The sequence below is a fragment of the Rhodococcus sp. 06-470-2 genome (genome assembly GCF_002258235.1).
Taxonomy (GTDB): Bacteria; Actinomycetota; Actinomycetes; order Mycobacteriales; family Mycobacteriaceae; genus Rhodococcoides.
Window position 1 is genome coordinate 179,677 of the sequence record NZ_NOYB01000041.1, and the last position, 18,937, is coordinate 198,613.

At 64.7% G+C, this 18,937-nt stretch carries 16 protein-coding genes; 8 read left to right on the forward strand and 8 right to left on the reverse strand.

Going from position 1 to position 18,937, the window contains the following annotated elements; genetic code table 11:
• Positions 1–233: 233 nt before the first annotated feature.
• Positions 234–1,211 carry an alpha/beta hydrolase gene (locus CH276_RS24165; RefSeq protein WP_094632191.1) on the forward strand — a complete coding sequence of 326 codons (978 nt, stop codon included), beginning with the start codon at positions 234–236 and terminating at the stop codon, positions 1,209–1,211.
• 6 nt (positions 1,212–1,217) lie between these two features.
• Here CH276_RS24165 and CH276_RS24170 read toward each other — a convergent pair whose 3' ends face one another.
• The 3 genes from CH276_RS24170 to CH276_RS24180 are packed head-to-tail and all read right to left on the reverse strand — an operon-like array spanning position 1,218 to position 4,241.
• Complete coding sequence (locus tag CH276_RS24170; RefSeq protein WP_094631979.1) at positions 1,218–2,168, reverse strand: helix-turn-helix domain-containing protein; 951 nt, start codon at positions 2,166–2,168, stop codon at positions 1,218–1,220.
• A gap of 20 nt (positions 2,169–2,188) precedes the next feature.
• Entirely contained in the window at positions 2,189–3,190 is a 1,002-nt protein-coding gene (locus tag CH276_RS24175) for a phenylacetaldoxime dehydratase family protein (protein ID WP_094631981.1), read from the reverse strand.
• The gene (locus CH276_RS24180) at positions 3,183–4,241 is read right to left on the reverse strand and encodes a carbon-nitrogen hydrolase family protein (protein WP_094631983.1); all 1,059 of its coding nucleotides are present in this window, start codon (positions 4,239–4,241) and stop codon (positions 3,183–3,185) included. Before CH276_RS24180 ends, CH276_RS24175 begins: the two co-directional genes overlap by 8 nt.
• Positions 4,242–4,532: 291 nt before the next feature.
• On the opposite strand from CH276_RS24180, the gene styD reads away from it, so the two are divergent.
• The 7 genes from styD to CH276_RS24215 all read left to right on the forward strand — a co-directional run bounded on the left by styD (position 4,533) and on the right by CH276_RS24215 (position 14,137).
• Positions 4,533–6,017, forward strand: a complete 1,485-nt coding sequence (gene styD / locus CH276_RS24185; protein ID WP_094631985.1) for a phenylacetaldehyde dehydrogenase StyD — start codon at positions 4,533–4,535, stop codon at positions 6,015–6,017.
• A gap of 254 nt (positions 6,018–6,271) precedes the next feature.
• Complete coding sequence (locus CH276_RS24190) at positions 6,272–6,841, forward strand: TetR/AcrR family transcriptional regulator (RefSeq protein ID WP_094632193.1); 570 nt, start codon at positions 6,272–6,274, stop codon at positions 6,839–6,841.
• A gap of 89 nt (positions 6,842–6,930) precedes the next feature.
• Positions 6,931–8,877 (forward strand): primary-amine oxidase, encoded by a 1,947-nt coding sequence (locus CH276_RS24195; RefSeq protein ID WP_094631987.1) that lies wholly within the window; start codon positions 6,931–6,933, stop codon positions 8,875–8,877.
• A complete protein-coding gene (locus tag CH276_RS24200; protein ID WP_094631989.1) occupies positions 8,870–10,285 on the forward strand; it encodes an APC family permease in 1,416 nt (471 codons plus the stop codon). Before CH276_RS24195 ends, CH276_RS24200 begins: the two co-directional genes overlap by 8 nt.
• An 11-nt stretch (positions 10,286–10,296) precedes the next feature.
• Positions 10,297–10,782: a hypothetical protein gene (locus CH276_RS24205; RefSeq protein ID WP_094631991.1), complete on the forward strand. Its 486-nt coding sequence runs from the start codon at positions 10,297–10,299 to the stop codon at positions 10,780–10,782.
• Positions 10,783–10,804: 22 nt separating this feature from the next.
• Complete coding sequence (locus CH276_RS24210) at positions 10,805–12,514, forward strand: amidohydrolase (RefSeq protein ID WP_094631993.1); 1,710 nt, start codon at positions 10,805–10,807, stop codon at positions 12,512–12,514.
• 102 nt (positions 12,515–12,616) lie between these two features.
• Complete coding sequence (locus tag CH276_RS24215) at positions 12,617–14,137, forward strand: GMC family oxidoreductase (protein WP_094631995.1); 1,521 nt, start codon at positions 12,617–12,619, stop codon at positions 14,135–14,137.
• Between the two features lie 29 nt (positions 14,138–14,166).
• Here CH276_RS24215 and CH276_RS24220 read toward each other — a convergent pair whose 3' ends face one another.
• The 5 genes from CH276_RS24220 to paaC are packed head-to-tail and all read right to left on the reverse strand — an operon-like array spanning position 14,167 to position 18,913.
• Positions 14,167–15,072 carry a helix-turn-helix domain-containing protein gene (locus CH276_RS24220; protein WP_094631997.1) on the reverse strand — a complete coding sequence of 302 codons (906 nt, stop codon included), beginning with the start codon at positions 15,070–15,072 and terminating at the stop codon, positions 14,167–14,169.
• A 1-nt stretch (position 15,073) separates the two neighbouring features.
• Positions 15,074–16,381 carry a phenylacetate--CoA ligase PaaK gene (gene paaK / locus CH276_RS24225; RefSeq protein ID WP_094631999.1) on the reverse strand — a complete coding sequence of 436 codons (1,308 nt, stop codon included), beginning with the start codon at positions 16,379–16,381 and terminating at the stop codon, positions 15,074–15,076.
• Positions 16,382–16,398: 17 nt separating this feature from the next.
• Entirely contained in the window at positions 16,399–17,493 is a 1,095-nt protein-coding gene (gene paaE, locus CH276_RS24230; RefSeq protein WP_094632001.1) for a 1,2-phenylacetyl-CoA epoxidase subunit PaaE, read from the reverse strand.
• Positions 17,493–17,954 (reverse strand): 1,2-phenylacetyl-CoA epoxidase subunit PaaD, encoded by a 462-nt coding sequence (paaD, locus tag CH276_RS24235; protein ID WP_094632195.1) that lies wholly within the window; start codon positions 17,952–17,954, stop codon positions 17,493–17,495. Before paaD ends, paaE begins: the two co-directional genes overlap by 1 nt.
• Positions 17,955–17,995: 41 nt before the next feature.
• A complete protein-coding gene (paaC, locus tag CH276_RS24240) occupies positions 17,996–18,913 on the reverse strand; it encodes a 1,2-phenylacetyl-CoA epoxidase subunit PaaC (protein WP_094632003.1) in 918 nt (305 codons plus the stop codon).
• Between the last annotated feature and the right edge of the window lie 24 nt (positions 18,914–18,937).

Below are 18,937 nucleotides of genomic sequence, written 5' to 3' on the forward strand. Positions count from 1 at the left end.
CACTAACCATTCGTGGGCGATGCGATGTCGAAAGTCGGTACTCGATGCCCGAAAGATGTTGCAAAGAAGGGCAAATGCTCGCGCGGCGAGGTGTTGCCAGAGTCCCGGTCGGTCCGAATCGGGCGGATCGACGTTCGGCATTCCATCCGGTCGGTTGCTGTGCAATGCTCCATGCAATTCGCCATTTCATTGTGACAAATCCCGCCCTGCTGACACCTCCCGAGAGGATCGCCATGCGTCGTCGACGCATCTTCACCACGTTCGTCGTCGCCGCAGCTCTGTCGGTGTCCTCGGTAGGCGTCGCGACGGCCGATCCCGTCGGGCCGGTCGCGCGGATCGTCGACACGTCCATCGCGTCGCAGACCCTGCGCACGCTGAGCGTGGAATCGCCAGCGATGGGGGCCGTCGTCGAGGTGCAGGTGCTCACCCCGGCAGCACGGTCCGGCTCGCGGCCGACGCTGTACATGCTCAGCGGCATCGGAGAAGAGGACCCCAACAACAGCATGTGGCTCCGCAAGGGCGGCGCGGCCGAATTCTTCGCCGACAAGAACGTCAACGTCGTCCTACCGCTGGCAGGCCCCGGCAGCTTCTACACCGACTGGCAACGGGACGATCCGAAACTCGGCCGATACCAATGGGAGACGTTCCTGACCGAGGAACTCCCCCCGTTGATCGACGCAGCCGTGGACGGCAACGGACGCAACGCGATCGCAGGGCTGTCCATGGGTGCGCAGTCCGCCATGATGCTGGCCGCACGTCACCCCGACCTCTACTCCGGAGTGGCGTCGTACAGTGGTTGTTTCGCCTCCTCGGAGCCGATGGGGCAGGCGAGCATTCGCGCGATCGTCGGAGCGTTCGGCGGTAATGCCGACAACATGTGGGGCGGACCTCTCGATCCTGCCTGGGTGCAACACGATTCGGTGGTCAACGCCGAAAGTCTGCGCGGCACCGACGTGTACGTGTCGGTGGGAACGGGAGCGCCGGGACCGCACGAGAGCTTCGACAGCGCAGCGGCACTGGATGTGGTGGTGGTCGGCGGCCTCATCGAAGTGGGCGCGAACTACTGCACCCATCGACTGGCGGACCGACTCGGCCAGCTGAACATCCCGGCGACATTCGACTTCACCGAGACCGGAACTCATTCGTGGCCGTACTGGGTGGAGCAGCTGCCCAAGAGTTGGCCGACACTGGCCGGGTCGCTCGGGATCTGAGCCGACTCAGCTTCGGTTGGTGTCGCGAAAGTCCTTGGGGGTGCAGCCGAAGCGCGCACGAAACGCGCGGCTGAAATGCGCGGGGTCGGTGAATCCCCACGATGCCGCCAACGCGCCGATGGTGGTGCGGGCATTCTGCGGCTCGCACAGGGCCCGTTTGACGCCGTCGAGTCGCTGCATCCAGATCCATTCACTGGCGGTGCACGGCTCACCGGCGAACGCTCGATGCACCGTACTCAGCGACAAGTGCAGCGAGGCAGCCACTTCCGTGACGGTCAGGTCCGGATCACGCAGTCGCGCGGTCATCGCGCGCTTGATTTCGCCGAGTCTCTCCGACGCCGCATACGGGGCGGGCTTCTCGACCCCGGTGAGTCCGACCAGGCCCGCGACCAAGATGTACTCGACGCTCTGCGACACGGCCTCGGCCGACGCGGTACTCATGTCGTCGTCGTCCATGATCGAAGAGATCATGCTGACGAGCAGTTTTCCCGCTCCGTGCCGTCCGGACACAGCGCGCGCGGTCAGAGAATTCGTATCCCGGACCAACGTCCTCAGCGTTGCTCCGGGGAGCATCAGCACGTACTGGGCGAACGGGTCGTCGAAGCGAAGACTGTAGGGCCGGGTGGTGTCGTAGAGCGCGAAGTCCCCCGGTTGCAGGACCGCAGTTCGGTCGTCCTGGACCACGAACCCGGTTCCCGACGTCTGGACACTGACCAGGAAGTAGTCGTCACTGGTTCGGGAGATACCTGCAGGCGTCCGCAGCACATTCTGAGCCGTCGCAGACACTCGCGACAATCCGAGAGTCGCAAGTCCGGTGGACTCGATACGGCCGGTGATCGCAGATGCGTCCTCCGGAATCGTGCACTCGAGATCGACGTACGTCCGGCTCACTGCCGCGGTCCAGAAGTCGACGCTGTCGGCCCGGTCCACCGAATCGGTGCGCAGCGGATCGCCCATGTCAGGTACCTCCCGTCCGGTCACAGAGTAGAACGCTCGGCAGCAGTGCGCAGTAGACCGGTGCGGTCGTGGCAGCCGAAGTACTCGAAGTACTGCTCGTCCGCCGCCGCGACGGTCACTTCGTGATAGAGCCTCAGGGCGGCTGCGGGGCCCATCGTAGACAGATACTTCAGCGCGGCACCGAAGATGGCCACGTGCGTCGGATGCGACTCGGCCCATGCCTCCAGATCGCTCAGGCTGCGCCACCAACTCATACCGAACGATTTGTCGGTATCGGTGCCGTCGTCGGTCACGACGATCATGTACCGATTGGCGAAGCATCCGATGGCCAGTCCGTCGTCGCGGAGAAAGTCCATGCCGGCACGCAATACCGGTTCGACGTCCCGCAGGTACATCTCTCGTTCGGCCCCGGCGGTATCGGCCCAATCCTGCCCGGATCGGATGAGGCAGAGGTTCTCCTGCGGCATGATCCTGACTCTGTCGCCCTCGCGCACCACCCGAGGCTCCCCGCTGGGAGCAAGCGAGTCACTCTGCGACAACGGGATTCGATCTCGAACCCCGCCCCAGTAGGCATGCTCGACGATGGTTCCACTGAGTGAATCGGTCAGAGTGGCAACACCTTCCATTCGTCCGGTGGACGAGAACAGCGTCTCGTAACGGTCGACGGTCGGTCTGATGATCTCGACGAAGCGGCCTCGGACGCTCGTCCAGTGCCGGCCGACGGTGTCGAACCAGCGGTCGAAGGCGGCCACGTCGTCCCAGTAGCCGATGAACACCGTCGTGTCGATGCCCTCCTCGTCGGTGTAGCGCGCCCGGTCCGTCCGGGGTGGGCCGTCGTCACCCCACGGGGAGGCGTCGGGTACGCCCTGTATTCCGAAGTAGCCCATCACGACTCGCTCGGTCGATACCGGAAAGCGAGCTACGTACGACGGGAAGGGCGGCTGGTAGCTCTCGGGTGTTCTGCGCGGACACGACCGTGGAACGACGAGGTGATCGGGTATCGCGGATTCGAGCTCAGACACGGGCGGCGTCCTCGTCGTGAGCGAGCTGCTCGGTGATCTCGAGCCGTACCTCGGCGGCGACGTCCTCGGTGAAGTTGTAGCGCGCGTTCGCGACTGGCTGCGCACCCGACACGACGCGGTCGCCGGGAGTCTTGTCGAGCCACAGTCTCGTCACGTCCGGACGCGAGTAGTGGCCGGCCGGGTCGGCGGCGGCCTTGGCGATGGAAATCAGGCTGGTGTCGATGTCGGCGAACACCAGGCCTTCGGCCTCGGGGGCGAGCGGTTCGTGCATCAATTGGCCGTCGGGAGCGAAGATGCGTGCATGACCGCCGCCCGCGGTGAGCATCGCGCGCTTGGCGTCGTCGGTGCACATGATGTCGATCATCTCGGGCGAGACCGTCGCGCACGGACTGATTACGAAACAGCCGCCTTCGACGGCGTAGATGCGGCTGGCGGCCGTATTGACCTCTGGCCCGAGGGCGTAGGCCGCTCCGGTGTAGAGCGAGAAGCTGGGCCAGGCTCCGATGTGAACCTGCTCGTTCTGTGCGTACATCGCGTACTTCGACAGCGGCTGCAAGTGCTCCCAGCAGCACAGTGCGCCGACGCGTCCGAGGTCCGTGTCGTACACCGACAGATCCGATCCGTCGCCCTCGCCGTAGACGGTGCGTTCGACGTGAGTCGGCTTGAGCTTGCGACGCATAGCGACGGTCTTGCCTTCCGCGTCGATGATCCACTGGGCGATGTAGAGACTTGCCTTGTATCGCTCGCTCAGGCCCATCACGACCATGATGTGATTGTCTTTGGCAGCCTGCGCAATTCGAGCTGCTTGCGGAGTTCCGTACTCGAGCGAGTTGTCGAAATAGCGCTGTGTGAACTGAAATCCCCATGCCGGGGCGTCGAGCCAGATGTACCAGGGGTAGCCGGGCAGGTAGGTCTCTGGAAACGCGACGAGCTCGGCTCCGGCGCGAGCTGCGTCCTCGATCAGGCCGATCGCCTTGTCGATCGAGGCGTCGAGATCGAGAAAGATCGGCGCGGCCTGGACTGCTGCGGCGCGGAACTGATGGTGGTTCATGGACGGGCCTTTCGTTGGGAGTGCCCCAGTTTTGCCTGCTGAAAGGCCATTCGATGGCCTCGAAGTGTCGGAAAAATTGACTCTCCGTCGCACGGTCGGATACCGAAACATTGCGGTAACCGGGACCTCAAGTGTGGACACACGATCGTCACGCGTGGAGCTCGATGGGCGGTGCGCATCTGCCGCACAATGTGTGCGCGATCACACAAGACCTTCTCGTAGGCACGGGCGCAGTCTGGAGCAGACACGCCACAGGTGCCGCGATCGGCACCCGAGAAGGAGCCAGCAAACATGACTGCACTACAGGAATCGGCCGCACCGTCGTTGCCGACCGGCACCGCCACCGAGCTCTACATCGCCGGGCAGTGGCGCGGCGCATCCGACGGTGGCACCTTCACCGACATCAACCCCACGACGGAACAGCCCCTGGCCGAGGTTGCTGCGGCTACCGCGTCGGACGTCGATGCAGCGGTGCGCGCGGCCCGGGCCCAGCTCGGTGGTGAGTGGGGCGCGACTCCTGGAGCAGTCCGCGGGAAGCTGCTCAACCGGATTGCCGATCTCATCGAGCGCGACGGCGACCTGCTCGCTCGACTCGAGGCCCTCGACGTCGGCAAGCCGGTGGGTCAACCGGCGATGCTCGACATTCCCAATGCAGCAGCCACTTTCCGGCACTTCGCCGGCTGGGCAGACAAGATCACCGGCAGCTCCATTCCCACTGCGGGATACTTCGGGCAGCCGACGCACTCGTACACCGTTCGCGAGCCCGTCGGCGTGATCGGCATGATCGTTCCCTGGAACACCCCGTTGATGATCGCCGGGTGGAAGCTCGCACCTGCCCTGGCGGCGGGGAACACCGTGGTGATCAAGCCGCCGGAGGACGCCCCGCTGTCGATCCTGCATCTGGCGCGTCTGATCGACGAGGCGGGCGTACCTGCGGGAGTTGTCAATGTCCTTCCGGGACTGGGAGAAGTGACCGGCGACGCGCTGGTCGGTCACCCGGACGTCGACAAGATCAGCTTCACCGGAAGTCCTCGAGTCGGCAAGCTCATCGCAAAGAAGGCTGCCGACACGTTCAAGCGGACCACCCTCGAACTCGGCGGCAAGTCGCCGCAGATCATCCTCGAGGACGCGGACCTCGAGGCAGCGATCAACGGAACCGCGATGGGCCTGTTCTTCAACCAGGGCCAGGTGTGTGCGGCCGGCACCCGAGTGTTGGTGCATCGCTCGCTGTACTCGCAGGTGGTCGACGGTCTGGTCGCTGCGGCGTCGGCTCAGGTGGTGGGCGATCCCTTCGATCCGTCGACGACCATGGGCGCACTCGTCAACGCCACGCAGCGCGACAGCGTGCTGGGGTACATCCAGGCCGGACGCGACGGCGGTGCCCGAGTGGCGGCCGGAGGTGGCCGTCCCGACGGGGCCGGGTATTTCGTCGAGCCGACCATCTTCGCCGACGCCGACAACGGCATGAAGATCGCCCAGGAGGAGATCTTCGGGCCCGTCGGTACGGTGATTCCGTTCGACACCGCGGACGAAGCGATCCGCATCGCCAACGACACCGTGTACGGACTGGCCGCCTCGATCTGGACCCGCGACGTGTCGAGGGCGCACACCCTGGCTGCGCAGGTCCGCTCCGGCGCGGTATGGGTGAACGGTTGGGCGGCAATCGATCCCGCACTCCCGTGGGGCGGCATGAAGACCAGTGGCACGGGCCGTGAGCTCGGGTGGGCAGGCATCGAGGCCAATACCGAGGAGAAGGTCGTGACGATCGTTCTGTAGAGCCCCCGCAGGTGAGCGGGAGTGGAGCCTGCGGAACGACCCATGTGAACGGAACTTCGTAGCAGGGGTCGAAGTTCCGCTCACCTGGGGTAACGCGGTGTTTACCGAACGAAACTCGATTCGTAACGAGTAGGCCTCAAGCTTTGATTCAACGGACGTAGAACAACGTGCGAACGGATCGGAAGGCGATGATGACGATGCCCGAACCCTAGGTCCGAGCAGGGAGCCGCTACCGTAGGGCTGTGCCCAAGCTCGTGGATCACGACGAACGCCGCCGCGCGATCACCGCGGCAACGTGGCGTCTGATCGCTGCCAAGGGGATCGATGCCGCGAACATGCGGGACATCGCGACCGAGGCGGGATACACGAACGGCGCGCTGAGCCACTACTTCGCGGGTAAGGACGAGATTCTCCGAACCGCGTTCGAGCACGTCTTCGAGGCTACGAACCGACGGATCGACGAAGCTCTCGGCGACACAACGGGATTCGATGCCCTCCGCATCTTCTGCCGAGAAGTGATGCCGACGACCGAAGAGACTCTGCTCGAGGCGAGAATTGCAGTCTCGCTGTGGCAGCGCGCGATGTACGACGAGCACATGGACGACACGAACCGTCGATCCCTGGTGTCGTGGCGGGCGCGGATGGCGGAATTTCTCGAGCAGGCTCGCGCAGAAGGCGACGCCGGCGACTTCGATGTCGATCTCGCCGTCGAAATGTTGCTCAACATGATGATGGGTATGCAGATTCTCGGCGTGCTCACCCCCGACGACACCACTGCCGACCGGCAGTTCGAGATGCTCGACCGGTTCATAGCTCAGCTGTAGCCACCCCTGCGGGCAGGCGAATCCTGCAATGCCGCATGCCTTCGTTATTCAACGTACGTAGAATCAAAACCAGACCCCGAGGACCACCCATGCCAACCCTCACGCCCCACGCAATCGACCACGCTCTGTCGTTGCCCACCGAAGACGAGATCGCACAGGTTCGAGACATCGTCGACGCCGCCGGATTCGTCACGGCCGCAACGCGGTTCGTCTACGTCGGACTGGACGAACCGGACAAGACCGAGTTGTACGTCTCCGAACCGACCACCCGGCGGACCTTTCGGGTGCTGTTGCACGACATTTCGACGCCCGATGCCGTCGACCTTCTCGTCTCCCTCGACGAGCGTCGGGTGATCGGCTCCACCCGGCTCGACGCGATCCGCGACGGTCAGATGCCGGTACTCGACGAGGAATTCGAGCTCGTCGAGAATGTGCTCTCCACCGACCCGGACTGGCTCGCCGCACTGGCCGCGCGCGGACTCGACGTAGCCGACGTTCGAGTGGCACCCCTGTCGGCAGGCGTGTTCGACTACCCGGGCGAGCATGGCCGACGCATACTGCGTGGCCTGGCTTTTCGGCAGGACCACCCCGCCGATCACGCGTGGGCCCATCCCATAGACGGGCTGGTCGCGTTCGTGGACGTGATGAATCGGACGGTGGACAAGGTTGTCGACCTGGGTGTGGTTCCCATCCCGGAAGAGTCGGGAAACTTCGACGATCCGGCCGTCACCGGTCCGCTGCGCACCACGCAGAAGCCGATCGAGATCACTCAACCCGAGGGGCCGAGTTTTACGGTTCGCGGCAATCGCGTCGACTGGGAGAAGTGGTCCTTCCGAGTCGGCTTCGATGTGCGTGAAGGTCTGGTTCTGCACCAGATCGGGTTCGAGGACGACGGTATCGTCCGGCCGATCATCCACCGCGCTTCGATCGCCGAAATGGTTGTGCCCTATGGGGACCCATCCCCGGTGCGGTCGTGGCAGAACTACTTCGACACCGGTGAGTATCTGGTGGGACGGTACGCGAATTCACTCGAACTCGGCTGTGACTGCGTCGGGGACATCACGTATTTCGATGCTGTGATCGCGGATGAATTCGGCAATCCGAAGACGCTGCCGAATGCCGTGTGCATGCATGAGGAGGACTTCGGGGTGTTGTGGAAGCACACCGATCTGTGGTCGGGTTCGCAGGAGACCCGGCGTCAGCGACGTCTCGTGATCTCCTTCTTCACCACCATCGGCAACTACGACTACGGATTCTTCTGGTACCTGTACCTCGACGGCAGCATCGAATTCGAGGTCAAGGCAACAGGAATCGTCTTCACCTCCGGGCATCCCGGTGGCGACTACCCCTACGCGACAGAGATCGCCCCGGGGCTCGGTGCGCCGTGCCACCAGCACCTGTTCAGTGCGCGACTGGACATGATGATCGACGGCATCGGCAACTCCGTCGAGGAGATCGAGACCCGCCGAGTACCGATGGGCCCGGACAACCTGCACGGCAATGCCTTTGCTCTGCAACACACCCCGCTGGCCACGGAATCGGAGGCCCAACGCGTCGCCGACGGCAGGGTCGGCCGCGTCTGGCACGTCACCAATCCCACCTCCTCGAGCCGGCTCGGAAAGCCCGTCGGATATACATTGCATCCCGAGGGGCAGCCGCTGCTGTTGGCCGACGACAACTCGTCGATCGCGCGACGCGCCACGTTCGCCACCAAGCATCTCTGGGTGACGCAGTTCGACCGAAGCGAACGGTATGCCGCAGGTGATTTCGTCAATCAGCACCACGGGGGAGCGGGCCTGCCGGCCTTCGTCGCCTCGAACCGTAGCCTCGTCGACGAGGACATCGTGCTGTGGCACACCTTCGGGCTGACCCACTTCCCGAGGCCCGAGGATTGGCCGATCATGCCGGTGGACTACACCGGCTTCAAACTGAAGCCTGCGGGATTCTTCGACCGCAACCCCACCCTCGACGTGCCCCGCTCGAGTTCTTCGCACTGCGCCGCATCGAGCTGCGAGGGCGGCGAGCAGAATGTCTGATACACAGTCGAGTTCGGCAGGCGTACTGCGCGGTTCCATCGGCGTCGTCGGGATCGTGTTCCTGGTCATCGCCGCTGCGGCACCGCTGACCGCCATCGGTGGAGCCTTACCGGTCATGATCGCGACCGGCAACGGAGCGGGCGCTCCACTCGCCTACATAGTCGCGGCGATCGTCCTGCTGATCTTCAGCGTCGGATACGCGGCCATGAGCAGACACATGGTGGACACGGGCGCGTTCTACGCGTACGTGGAGAAGGGGCTCGGGAGAACCATGGGCCTCGGCGCCGCGGGTCTGGCGCTGCTGACGTACACGGCTGTTCAGGCGGGGATCTATGGCCTCGCTGCATCGACCGTCGACAGCCTGGTGGTGAAGTACGGGGGTCCCGACCTGCCGTGGTGGGTCTGGGCGCTCGGCCTCCTCGCGATCGTCGCGACGCTCGGGTACCGCAGCATCGATCTCGGTGCCAAGGTCCTCGGGGTACTGCTGGTGCTCGAGATCGGCATCATCGTGATGCTGTCGGTCGCGGTGTTCGCCAAGGGTGGTGCCGCCGGCATCGACGTCGAATCCTTCACTCCCTCGGCCTTCCTCAGTGGATCCCCGGGAATCGCCCTGATGTTCGCCATTGCGTCGTTCATCGGCTTCGAGGCCACCGCGATCTACGGCGAGGAAGCCCGCAACCCCACCCGGACGGTTCCGATCGCGACCTACGCCGCGGTCGTCACCATCGGTCTGGTGTATGCGGTCTCGAGTTGGGCGGTGGTGCTTGCCTTCGGCAGTTCGTCCGTCGCGCAGGCCGCGACCGACGACACGGCAGGGCTGACCTTCGCCGCTGCCGCCCAGTACCTGGGCCCGATGGCGGCGGACATCATGGAAATCATGCTGGTCACCAGCCTCTTCGCTGCCCTGCTTGCGTTCCACAACGCGATCGGACGGTACGTGTTCGCGCTGGCCCGCAAGGGTGTCGCCCCGTCGATGTTGGCGCGCACCCACTCTCGGCACGGCTCCCCGCACCTGGGATCACTGTTCCAGACCGTCTCGGCGGCGGTGGTTCTCGTGGTCTTCGCGGCAGCAGGCGCCGACCCGGTGCTGGAACTGTTCACGTGGATGTCCGGACTTGCCACCGTGAGCATCCTGGTTCTGATGATCCTCACCGGAGGCGCGATCATCGCGTTCTTCCGTCGATCGACCGTCGATACGCGTACCTGGCACACCGTTGTCGCCCCGGCGCTCGGAACCGTTGGGTTGGTGGGGATTCTCGGTCTGGTGCTGGACAATTTCACACTGCTCATCGGCGGTTCAGGGGTGCTCGCCGCGCTGCTGTTGGTCGTCGTGGCGGTGTTCTTCGCGGCGGGAACGGTCACGGCGCGGATGACTCGGCGGCGCACTCCCGAATCCACGGCGGTCTGAGACCCGTGCTCATGACAGGGGCGATGATTCTCGGAGCGATCGGTGCGGTGCTGCCGGTCGTCGGCCATCGAAGCCGTACCGGACGGATTCGTGTCGCACACCTGTGCATGGGCGTCGTGATGCTGGTGATGGCGATGTTCGGCATGGACGCCGCCATCGCGATTCCGGCGGGCCTCGCGCTCGTCGTCGCGGCTCTGTATGTGACCGGCAGTATTTCACCGACGTCGCCGTCCGGTCCGTGCGTCGTGGACCTGACCTGCATGGCGGTCCTACTGCTGCTGATGCCCTCGCTCCATACCCATTCGGCAACCGATGCAGGCTCCGCCGCGCCGATGCACCGGCACGGAGCCGGTCTCGATCCGAGGATCGCAGTTCTGGTTCTGCTGGTTGCATGGATCGCTCTGACAATCACCATGTTGCACCGGAGACGCTCGGAACGACCGGTGGCGGCCGGCTCCCTTCTCATGATCTTCGGAATGGCACCCGTAGCTTTCTGATTCCACTATCCAGGAGACAACAATGACTACAGCAGACATCGTCTATCGCAACGGCGCAGTGTTCGTCGTGGACTCGGAGTTCACGATCGCGAGTGCGCTCGCTATCGCCGACGGCGTGATCCTGGCCACCGGAACCGACGAGGACATGGACAAGTTCGTCGGGCCGCGCACCGTGACAATCGATCTCGCAGGTAAGACAGTTCTGCCGGGCATCAACGATTCGCACCTGCATGCGGTGGCCTTCGGATTGGACACACCGCCGCTGTCGCTGGACCTGAGCTTTCCGGCCGTCCGATCCATCGCCGACGTGGTCGACGCGGTGGCCGGTGCGGTGGCGAAGGCGGAGCCCGGTGAGTGGATCGTCGGAACAGGTTGGGACGAGGGATATCTGGACGAGTGCGTGTCCGATCCGGCGGTTCGACCGACTCGATTCGATCTGGATGCCGTTTCGCCCGACAATCCGGTGTTCCTGCAGGACTTCTCCCGCCATGTCTCGTGGGTGAACTCTGCCGCGCTCGAGCGGGCCGGCGTCGACGAGAAGACGGTGGTGCCGGACGGTGGAGTGATACCGACGGAGCCGTCCGGCCGCCTGATCGGCATCCTGCAGGAGGGTGCCCAGAGTCTCGTCCAGTCTGCTCTGCCGAAGCTCACACGCGAAAGGCGAACGGAAGCAGTGCGGTCCGCGATCTCCATCCTGCAGCGAGAAGGAATCACCAGTTTCACCGACCCGGCACTCGGGCCGGGCGGCGAAGATCTGGCCGGCGGTGCGATGGGTGAGGAGGGCCTGTCCATCTACGCCGACCTCGCCGCGTCGGGGGAGCTCGGGATTCGAGTCTCGGCCCTGATGCTTCCCATCGGAATGAGCGGAACAGCCGCGGAATTCGACCGCAACCTCAGCGCGATGGAGCCGCCGTCGACCGTGGATCCGCGCATGTTCAGGATCCTCGGCGTGAAGGTGTTCGCCGACGGTATTCCGCCCAGCAAGACGGCATGGATGCACCAGGAGTACGTCGGCGGCGGCTGCGGGTCACTGTGCGTGGGCGGTGACACCGACGAGCGTCGGGTACACGAGGTGACCGAGATGATTCGGGTCGGACACGAAGCGGGGCATCAGATCGGCGTGCACGTCACCGGTGATCGAGCCATCGATACGGTTGCCGACGCGTTGATCGCGGCACAGACGTCCCATCCGCGTGACGATGCGCGGCACTACCTCATTCACGGAGACTTCATCAGTGCGCAGACACTCGCGCTCCTGGCCGAGCACAATATCGGCGTCAACATGAACCCCACGATCAAGTGGACGATCGCCGATCTCGAAGAGGGTGTCGTCGGCGTCGAGAGAGCGGCGTACGAGTGGCCGTACCGAAGTGCCGTCGAGTCGGGAGTGGCACTGATGAGCTCGTCCGATGCGCCGGTCACCACACCGGACTGGAGGCAAGGCATCTCGACGATGATGCTGCGGGAGAGCCGGGCGTCGGGCAGAGTCAGCGGGCCGGAGCAGACCATCGGTTTGGCCGACGCGATCCGCACGTACACGATCAACGCAGCGTGGCAGGACTTCGCCGAGGATTGGAAGGGCTCGCTCGAACCGGGAAAGGTGGCCGACCTGTGCATTCTCGACGGTGACCTCGCTGCGATGGATCCGCACGACATTCCTTCGGTGCCCGTTGTGTCGACCGTGGTCGGGGGTGTGGAGGTCTACAGCGCCTCCACGTGGGTTCGCCACTGAACGAGGGCGCGTCTGACCCAGAATGTGTGCGCTCAGTGACATGTTTCCGTCGCGACGATCGGCGACTGTTGTGTCGACGGTCACAACAGAAAGAGGGAGCGCATGTCGACGGATTACATCGTAGTGGGAGCAGGATCAGCGGGAAGTGTCATCGCCAGGAGGCTGCTCGATGCCGGTCACACCGTGCACGTGATCGAGGCCGGACCTGTGGATACCGATCCGGCGATCCACTCACCGCAGGGCTGGCCGACGCTGTTGGGAGGCTCGCAGGACTGGGGACTGTTCACCACTCCGCAGAAGCACGCCAACGATCGACGGATCTTCTGGCCGCGCGGACGCGTACTCGGCGGCAGCTCGTCCCTCAACGGAATGATCTACGTACGAGGGCATTCCAGCGACTACGACGGGTGGGCGTCCGCGACCGGCGATGCTGGGTGGGCCTGGGAGAACGTGCTGCCGCTGTTCAAGCGTTCGGAGTCGCACGAACTCGGGGCCAACGAGTTCCACGGCGGCGACGGGCCACTGCCGGTGTCCATCATGGGTACCCCGCATCCACTGGCGGCCGCCTTCGTCGACGCGGCCGTCGAACACGGGCACAAGCTGATCGACGACTTCAACGCCGACGAGATGGTGGGTGCCGGCTACAACCACACCACCACTCGCGACGGTGAACGAATGAGTGCGTGGAAGAGCTTCGTCGGCCCGGTGCTGGACAACCCCGATCTGACCGTCACCACCGGGGCCCTCGTTCACAAGGTGGTGCTCCAGAACGGCCGTGCGGTGGGAATCGAGTACAGCCGCGGGGGTTCCGAGGTGGAGCGCTCGTTCGCGGAACACGAGGTGATCCTCTGTGGTGGAGCTCTCGGATCACCGAAGACGTTGCTGCTCAGTGGAATCGGACCCGCCGCGCAGTTGGTCGAACTCGGGATCGACACGGTCGTGGACCTGCCGGGTGTTGGCGAGAATCTGCACGACCACCTGCTGCTGAGCAACATCTACGAGTCCCTCGAGCCGCTCGCAGCCGGTACGAACAATCTGCTCGAGGCGCAGCTCTACGCCCGCAGCAATGGATGGGCCGGCGCTGCACCGGATCTGCAGCCCCTGTTCATGCACATTCCGTACCCGGCCGACGGATACCCGGTGCCCGAGAACGGTTACACCATCGCACCCGGCATCGTCGCTCCTCGCTCGCGCGGGACGTTGCGGTTGGCGTCCTCGGACCCGAGTGAACTGCCACTGGCGGATCCGAACATTCTGGCCGACCCGTACGACCTCGAAGCGATGGTCGACGCGGTGGAGATCTGCCGTGAGATCGGTGCCTCCGACGCGTTCGCGCCGTGGCGGAAGGCCGAGGTGGTTCCGGGGCCGAGTGCGCGCACACGCGACGACCTGCGGGCCTATGTTCGACAGACCGCCGGCACGTACCACCATCAGGTCGGCACCTGCAAGATGGGTGCGGACTCGGATCCCAATGCTGTTGTCGAAGCGAATCTTCGAGTGCGTGGCGTCGAGGGGCTGCGGGTCGCGGACGCGTCGATCATGCCCACGGTGCCGTCGGGCAACACCAACGCGCCGTCCATCATGGTCGGTGAGCGGGCCTCGGATCTGATTCTGGGGAGGTAGATCGTAGTCGGGTGAGGGGGCGTGCGCTCTCACCCGGCGCGATACTCCCGCGGTGACATCCCGTATGTCTCCTTGAACAGTTTCGAGAAGTTCGAGGAATCGATCAAACCATGACGCGCACAGATGGTTCCGATGCTGTCCGCGGCGAATCGAGGGTCGCGGAGATCGCGATGGCAGCGATCGAGCCGCCTGGATCTGATCCATCCGGCCACCGTGCGACCGTCGGACTCGAAGAGCTTCTGTAGGTAGCGCGTCGAGATGTGCAGGCGCGCAGCGAGAGAGGCCGTGGACAGCGAGGGATCGGACAGGTGCGATTCGACGAGGCCCTTGGCCTCGATCAGCAGTGTCGAACCCGGAGCCTCGTGGGGTGCTGCGTCGTCGAGAGCGGCACCGAGAAGATCGAGTACCGCGTGCTCGAGCATCGGCGTGGTGGGCAGAGTGCCGTCGAGGGCGTTGCGGCGCAGGGTATGCAGAAAAGGCGACACCAACGCGCCCACGCCGCGGGCACCCTCGATGCACCGCGCCGCCACAGTGGTCAGTTCACGAGAGTCGATACGCAGTTCTCGACGCGGGAACATCACGACGAACATCTCGAAATTGCCGGCGAAATGCAGCTCGTACGGGGCGCTGGTGTCGTACACCGCGAAGTCACCCGGGTTCAGCACGGCCTCGCGCTCGTTCTGAACGATCGTGCCGCGCCCCGTCAGCTGAAGACCGACCTTGATCAAGCCCGGATCGGACCGCCGGATGGTCGCGCGGGTCCGCCGGACGTCGACCTCGCGGCCGGTCACCTCGCTCAGTTGCAAGGCCCCCAGCGTCGACGACACCAGCGTGCCCTCGAACGACGACGGCCCGGTGGACACAGCGTCCAACGGCACGAACGCCGTCGAGACGTTCTCGCGCCATTGCTCGAAACTCTGTGCCACCGGGCTCATGTCATACGGCGGGACGGTTGTCGATCAGACGGCGAGCCTTGCCGATGGAACGCTCGAGGGCCGCGGGTGCGACGACGTCGACCGCAACGCTCACGCCGATGCGATCCTTGACGAGCTTCTTCAGTGTCGCCGCTGCTGGTGCGTGCGAGTCGAGTGCGGCGTCGGGGCGGGCCTCGACGAGAACGGTCAACGAGTCCATGCGGCCTGCCCTCTCGAGCACGCACTGGAACTGCGGTGCCAGCACGGGCACGGTCAGGATCAGCTCTTCGATCTGCGTCGGGAAGAGGTTGACGCCGCGCAGAATGATCATGTCGTCGGTGCGACCGGTGACCTTCTGCATCCGACGCATCGTGCGGGCCGTGCCCGGCAGCAGTCGCGTCAGATCGCGGGTGCGGTACCGGATGATCGGCATCGCTTCCTTGGACAACGACGTGAACACCAGTTCACCCTCCTCGCCGTCGGGCAGGACTTCGCCGGTCACCGGGTCGATGACCTCCGGGTAGAAATGATCCTCCCAGATGTGGAGTCCGTCCTTGGTTTCGACGCATTCCATCGCGACGCCAGGCCCCATCACCTCGGACAGGCCGTAGATGTCGACGGCGTCCATGTCGAGAGTCTTCTCGATCTCCTTGCGCATCTCCTCGGTCCACGGCTCCGCGCCGAAGACACCGGTCTTCAGTGAGGTCTTGGCCGGGTCGATGCCCTTCTTGATCATCGCGTCCACGATCGTGAGCATGTACGACGGTGTGACCATGATGGCGTCGGGCTCGAAGTCCTCGATGAGCTGGATCTGACGATCGGTCATACCGCCGGACATCGGAATGACGGTGCAGCCCAGACGTTCCGCGCCGTAGTGCGCGCCGAGGCCGCCGGTGAACAGTCCGTAGCCGTAGGCCACGTGCACCTTGTCGGACGGCTTCACCCCGCCGGCACGAAGGCTGCGAGCGATGAGGTCGGCCCAATTGCTGATGTCGTTCGCGGTGTAGCCGACGACGGTGGGTCGGCCGGTGGTTCCCGAGGACGCGTGAATGCGCGAGACCTGGTTCTGCGGGACGGCGAACATGCCGAACGGGTAGTTCTCCCGCAGATCGGCCTTGGCGGTGAACGGGAACTTCGCCAGATCCGACAGGTCCTTCAGATCGGTCGGATGCACCCCCGCGTCGTCGAAGGCCTTCTTGTAATGAGCAACGTTGTCGTACGCATGCTGCAGTGACCACTGCAGGCGCTCCAACTGCAGGGTGGAGATCCGATCGCGAGACGCGAACTCGATATCGGGGGTATCGGTGGGGGCGGACAGCACACTGGTCATGATTGCTCTCTCGTGTCTCAGGCGTCGAAGTCGACGGTCACGGTGTCGCTGAGGGGGAAGGTCTGGCAGGTGAGCACGAAGCCGGCAGCGACCTCGTTGTCTTCGAGGGCGTAGTTGCGGCGCATGTCGACCTCGCCGAAGGTGAGCTTCGCGCGGCAGGTGCCACACACGCCGCCCTTGCACGCGAAGGGGAGATCGGAGCGCAGCTGCTCACCGGAATCGAGGATCGACTCGTCCTGGGGGAGAGTGCCCGTCACGGAGCGGCCGTCGAGGGTGATCGTGACCTCGCTGCTCGGTCCGGTCACGCCGGGTTCGCGATGCTTCTCCTGGGGTGGCGGAACATCGTCGACGTAGAAGAGTTCGGCATGGACGTTGTCCTTGGCCACGCCGAGATCGCCGAGTACCTGCTGGGCGTCGGTCACCATTCCGAACGGACCGCACAGCCAGAAGTGATCGATCTCGGGGGTCGCGACGACGGAGTCGAGTATCTCGCGCAACCGGTCGGCGTCGAGTCTTCCGCTGAACAGTTCGACCTCGCGCGGTTCCCTGGACAGGACGTGAATGACGTCGAACCGGCTGCCGTACTGATCCTTGAGATCGGCGATCTCCTCGGCGAACATCACCGATCTGGTACGCCGATTGCCGTACAGCAGAACGACTTCGGCGTCGGGGTTCGCCAACACCGAAGCGGCGATCGAGAGCATCGGGGTGATGCCCGAGCCGGCTGCGATGAGCACGTGTCGGCCGCCTGCGGCCGGGTCGGCGTGAAAACTACCGCTCGGGCCCTGGACGTCGATTCGATCGCCTGCCTTGACGTCGTGGACCAACCACGAGGAGAACAGGCCGTCGCTCACCTCCCGCACACCGACGCGGGGACGCGCGCCCACCGGTGCGCAGATCGAGTAGGAGCGACGGTGCTCGACGCCGTCCACCGTGCGGCTGAGCATCAGGGATTGCCCTGGGCGAAAGTCGAATTCGTCCGTGAGGTGTTCTGGCACGTCGAACGTGACGGCGACGGCGTCGTCGCACAGTGACTCGACATCCGCGACGGTCAACGTGTGAAAAGGCTTGTTCCGCAGATTCTTCTGTACGGGTTCAGCGGTGACGGTCATCAAATTTCCTTCACGTGGTCGAAGGGCTCGAGGCAGTCGTCGCACCGGTACTGGGCTTTGCAGAGGGTGGCACCGAACTCGGAGGTGAGGCGGGTATTGGTGGAAGTGCACTGGGGGCAGGCGATCTGCCGCGGCTTCACTGTCAGGGTCAACGGGACCGGACCACTCGTCCGCGCCGGGGCGGGGCAGGGTACGGAGTAGCCGGCTTCGCGAAGCTTGCGCAGGCCCTCCTCGGAGATCCAGTCGGTGCTCCACGCGGGGGAGAGGCTGGTGACGATCTCGACCTCGGAGTAGCCGTGGTCGGTGAGCTTGTGCGCGATGTCGTCGCGCATCGTCGCCATCGCCGGGCATCCTGAGTACGTCGGTGTGATCGTGACGAGCACACTGCCGTTCTCGCGTACCTCGACGTCGCGCAGGACGCCGAGGTCGTCGAGAGTGAGCAGCGGCATCTCGGGATCCATGACGGTGGCGGCGATCTCGCGTGCCGTTCGTTCGAGAGTGGTCACCAGACTCCCTCCGGATGCGCTCTCGCCACGACCTGCATCTCGGCGATCAGCGGCCCGAATGCCTCGGTGTGGATACCTCGCCTGCCTCCACGGCCGCCGATGGTGCCCACGGACTTGCCCTCGGGTGCCTCCAACTCGGCGGCGTGCAGCACCTGTGCCAGAACGGAATCGAACTCCTCGCGCACGTCGCGTGGGTCGACGCCGACACCGACCTTCGCGAGTGCGATTTCCTCGTCCGTCGGCACGAACAGTTCGGAGACGTACGGCCAGATCCGAGCCACCGCGTCGCGGACGCGTCGCTTCGATTCCTCCGTGCCGCAGCCCAGAGTGACGACCCAGCGTGCCGCGTAGTCGCGGTGGTACGTCAGCTCTTTGACGCCCTTGTTCGCAACCGCGGCGAGAACGGGATCGCGGGAATCCTGCAGCCGAGTGAAGAGTGCGAGCCGCCACGTCGAGAACACCAGCAGGCGAACCTGCGACTTGGCGAAGTCCCCGTTGTCGAGTTCGGTGAGCCGCACGTTCCGGAAATCGGCGTCGTCTCGGAAGAACGAGAGTGCATCCTCGGCCGGTGCGGGGGAGGTGTCCGAGATGAACGGCACGACCGTGGGATCGGCCTTGGCTGCGCGGGCCAGCAGCAGCCTGGCCTGGCCGAGGAGATCGAGTCCGACGTTGGCCAGGGCAACTTCCTCTTCGAGTTCGGGCGCGCGGGTGCTCCACTGCGCGAGACGCTGTGAGCTGATCAGCGCGTCGTCGCCGAGCATGAGGCAGTACGCGGCAAGAGCTTTCGGGTCAACGTCGTCCGGGATGGTGGTGTCGACCCCGGCAAGTGGGTCGTCGAAGCTCGTTCCGAATGCCCACTGCCCGTGCGAATCCTCGTCGACGAGGCCCTCGTAGGCGCTGTCGTGATCAGTCATGAGTGCTTGTCCTCTTGAAGTGTG

What these genes read in the sequence shown, in the direction of transcription:
- CH276_RS24165 (WP_094632191.1), top strand. Translation starts at nt 234, where the DNA reads ATGCGTCGTCGACGCATCTTCACCACGTTCGTCGTCGCCGCAGCTCTG.
- CH276_RS24170 (WP_094631979.1), bottom strand. Translation starts at nt 2,168, where the DNA reads ATGGGCGATCCGCTGCGCACCGATTCGGTGGACCGGGCCGACAGCGTC.
- CH276_RS24180 (WP_094631983.1), bottom strand. Translation starts at nt 4,241, where the DNA reads ATGAACCACCATCAGTTCCGCGCCGCAGCAGTCCAGGCCGCGCCGATC.
- styD (WP_094631985.1), top strand. Translation starts at nt 4,533, where the DNA reads ATGACTGCACTACAGGAATCGGCCGCACCGTCGTTGCCGACCGGCACC.
- CH276_RS24195 (WP_094631987.1), top strand. Translation starts at nt 6,931, where the DNA reads ATGCCAACCCTCACGCCCCACGCAATCGACCACGCTCTGTCGTTGCCC.
- CH276_RS24200 (WP_094631989.1), top strand. Translation starts at nt 8,870, where the DNA reads ATGTCTGATACACAGTCGAGTTCGGCAGGCGTACTGCGCGGTTCCATC.
- CH276_RS24205 (WP_094631991.1), top strand. Translation starts at nt 10,297, where the DNA reads ATGACAGGGGCGATGATTCTCGGAGCGATCGGTGCGGTGCTGCCGGTC.
- CH276_RS24210 (WP_094631993.1), top strand. Translation starts at nt 10,805, where the DNA reads ATGACTACAGCAGACATCGTCTATCGCAACGGCGCAGTGTTCGTCGTG.
- CH276_RS24215 (WP_094631995.1), top strand. Translation starts at nt 12,617, where the DNA reads ATGTCGACGGATTACATCGTAGTGGGAGCAGGATCAGCGGGAAGTGTC.
- CH276_RS24220 (WP_094631997.1), bottom strand. Translation starts at nt 15,072, where the DNA reads ATGAGCCCGGTGGCACAGAGTTTCGAGCAATGGCGCGAGAACGTCTCG.
- paaK (WP_094631999.1), bottom strand. Translation starts at nt 16,381, where the DNA reads ATGACCAGTGTGCTGTCCGCCCCCACCGATACCCCCGATATCGAGTTC.
- paaE (WP_094632001.1), bottom strand. Translation starts at nt 17,493, where the DNA reads ATGACCGTCACCGCTGAACCCGTACAGAAGAATCTGCGGAACAAGCCT.
- paaD (WP_094632195.1), bottom strand. Translation starts at nt 17,954, where the DNA reads ATGGATCCCGAGATGCCGCTGCTCACTCTCGACGACCTCGGCGTCCTG.
- paaC (WP_094632003.1), bottom strand. Translation starts at nt 18,913, where the DNA reads ATGACTGATCACGACAGCGCCTACGAGGGCCTCGTCGACGAGGATTCG.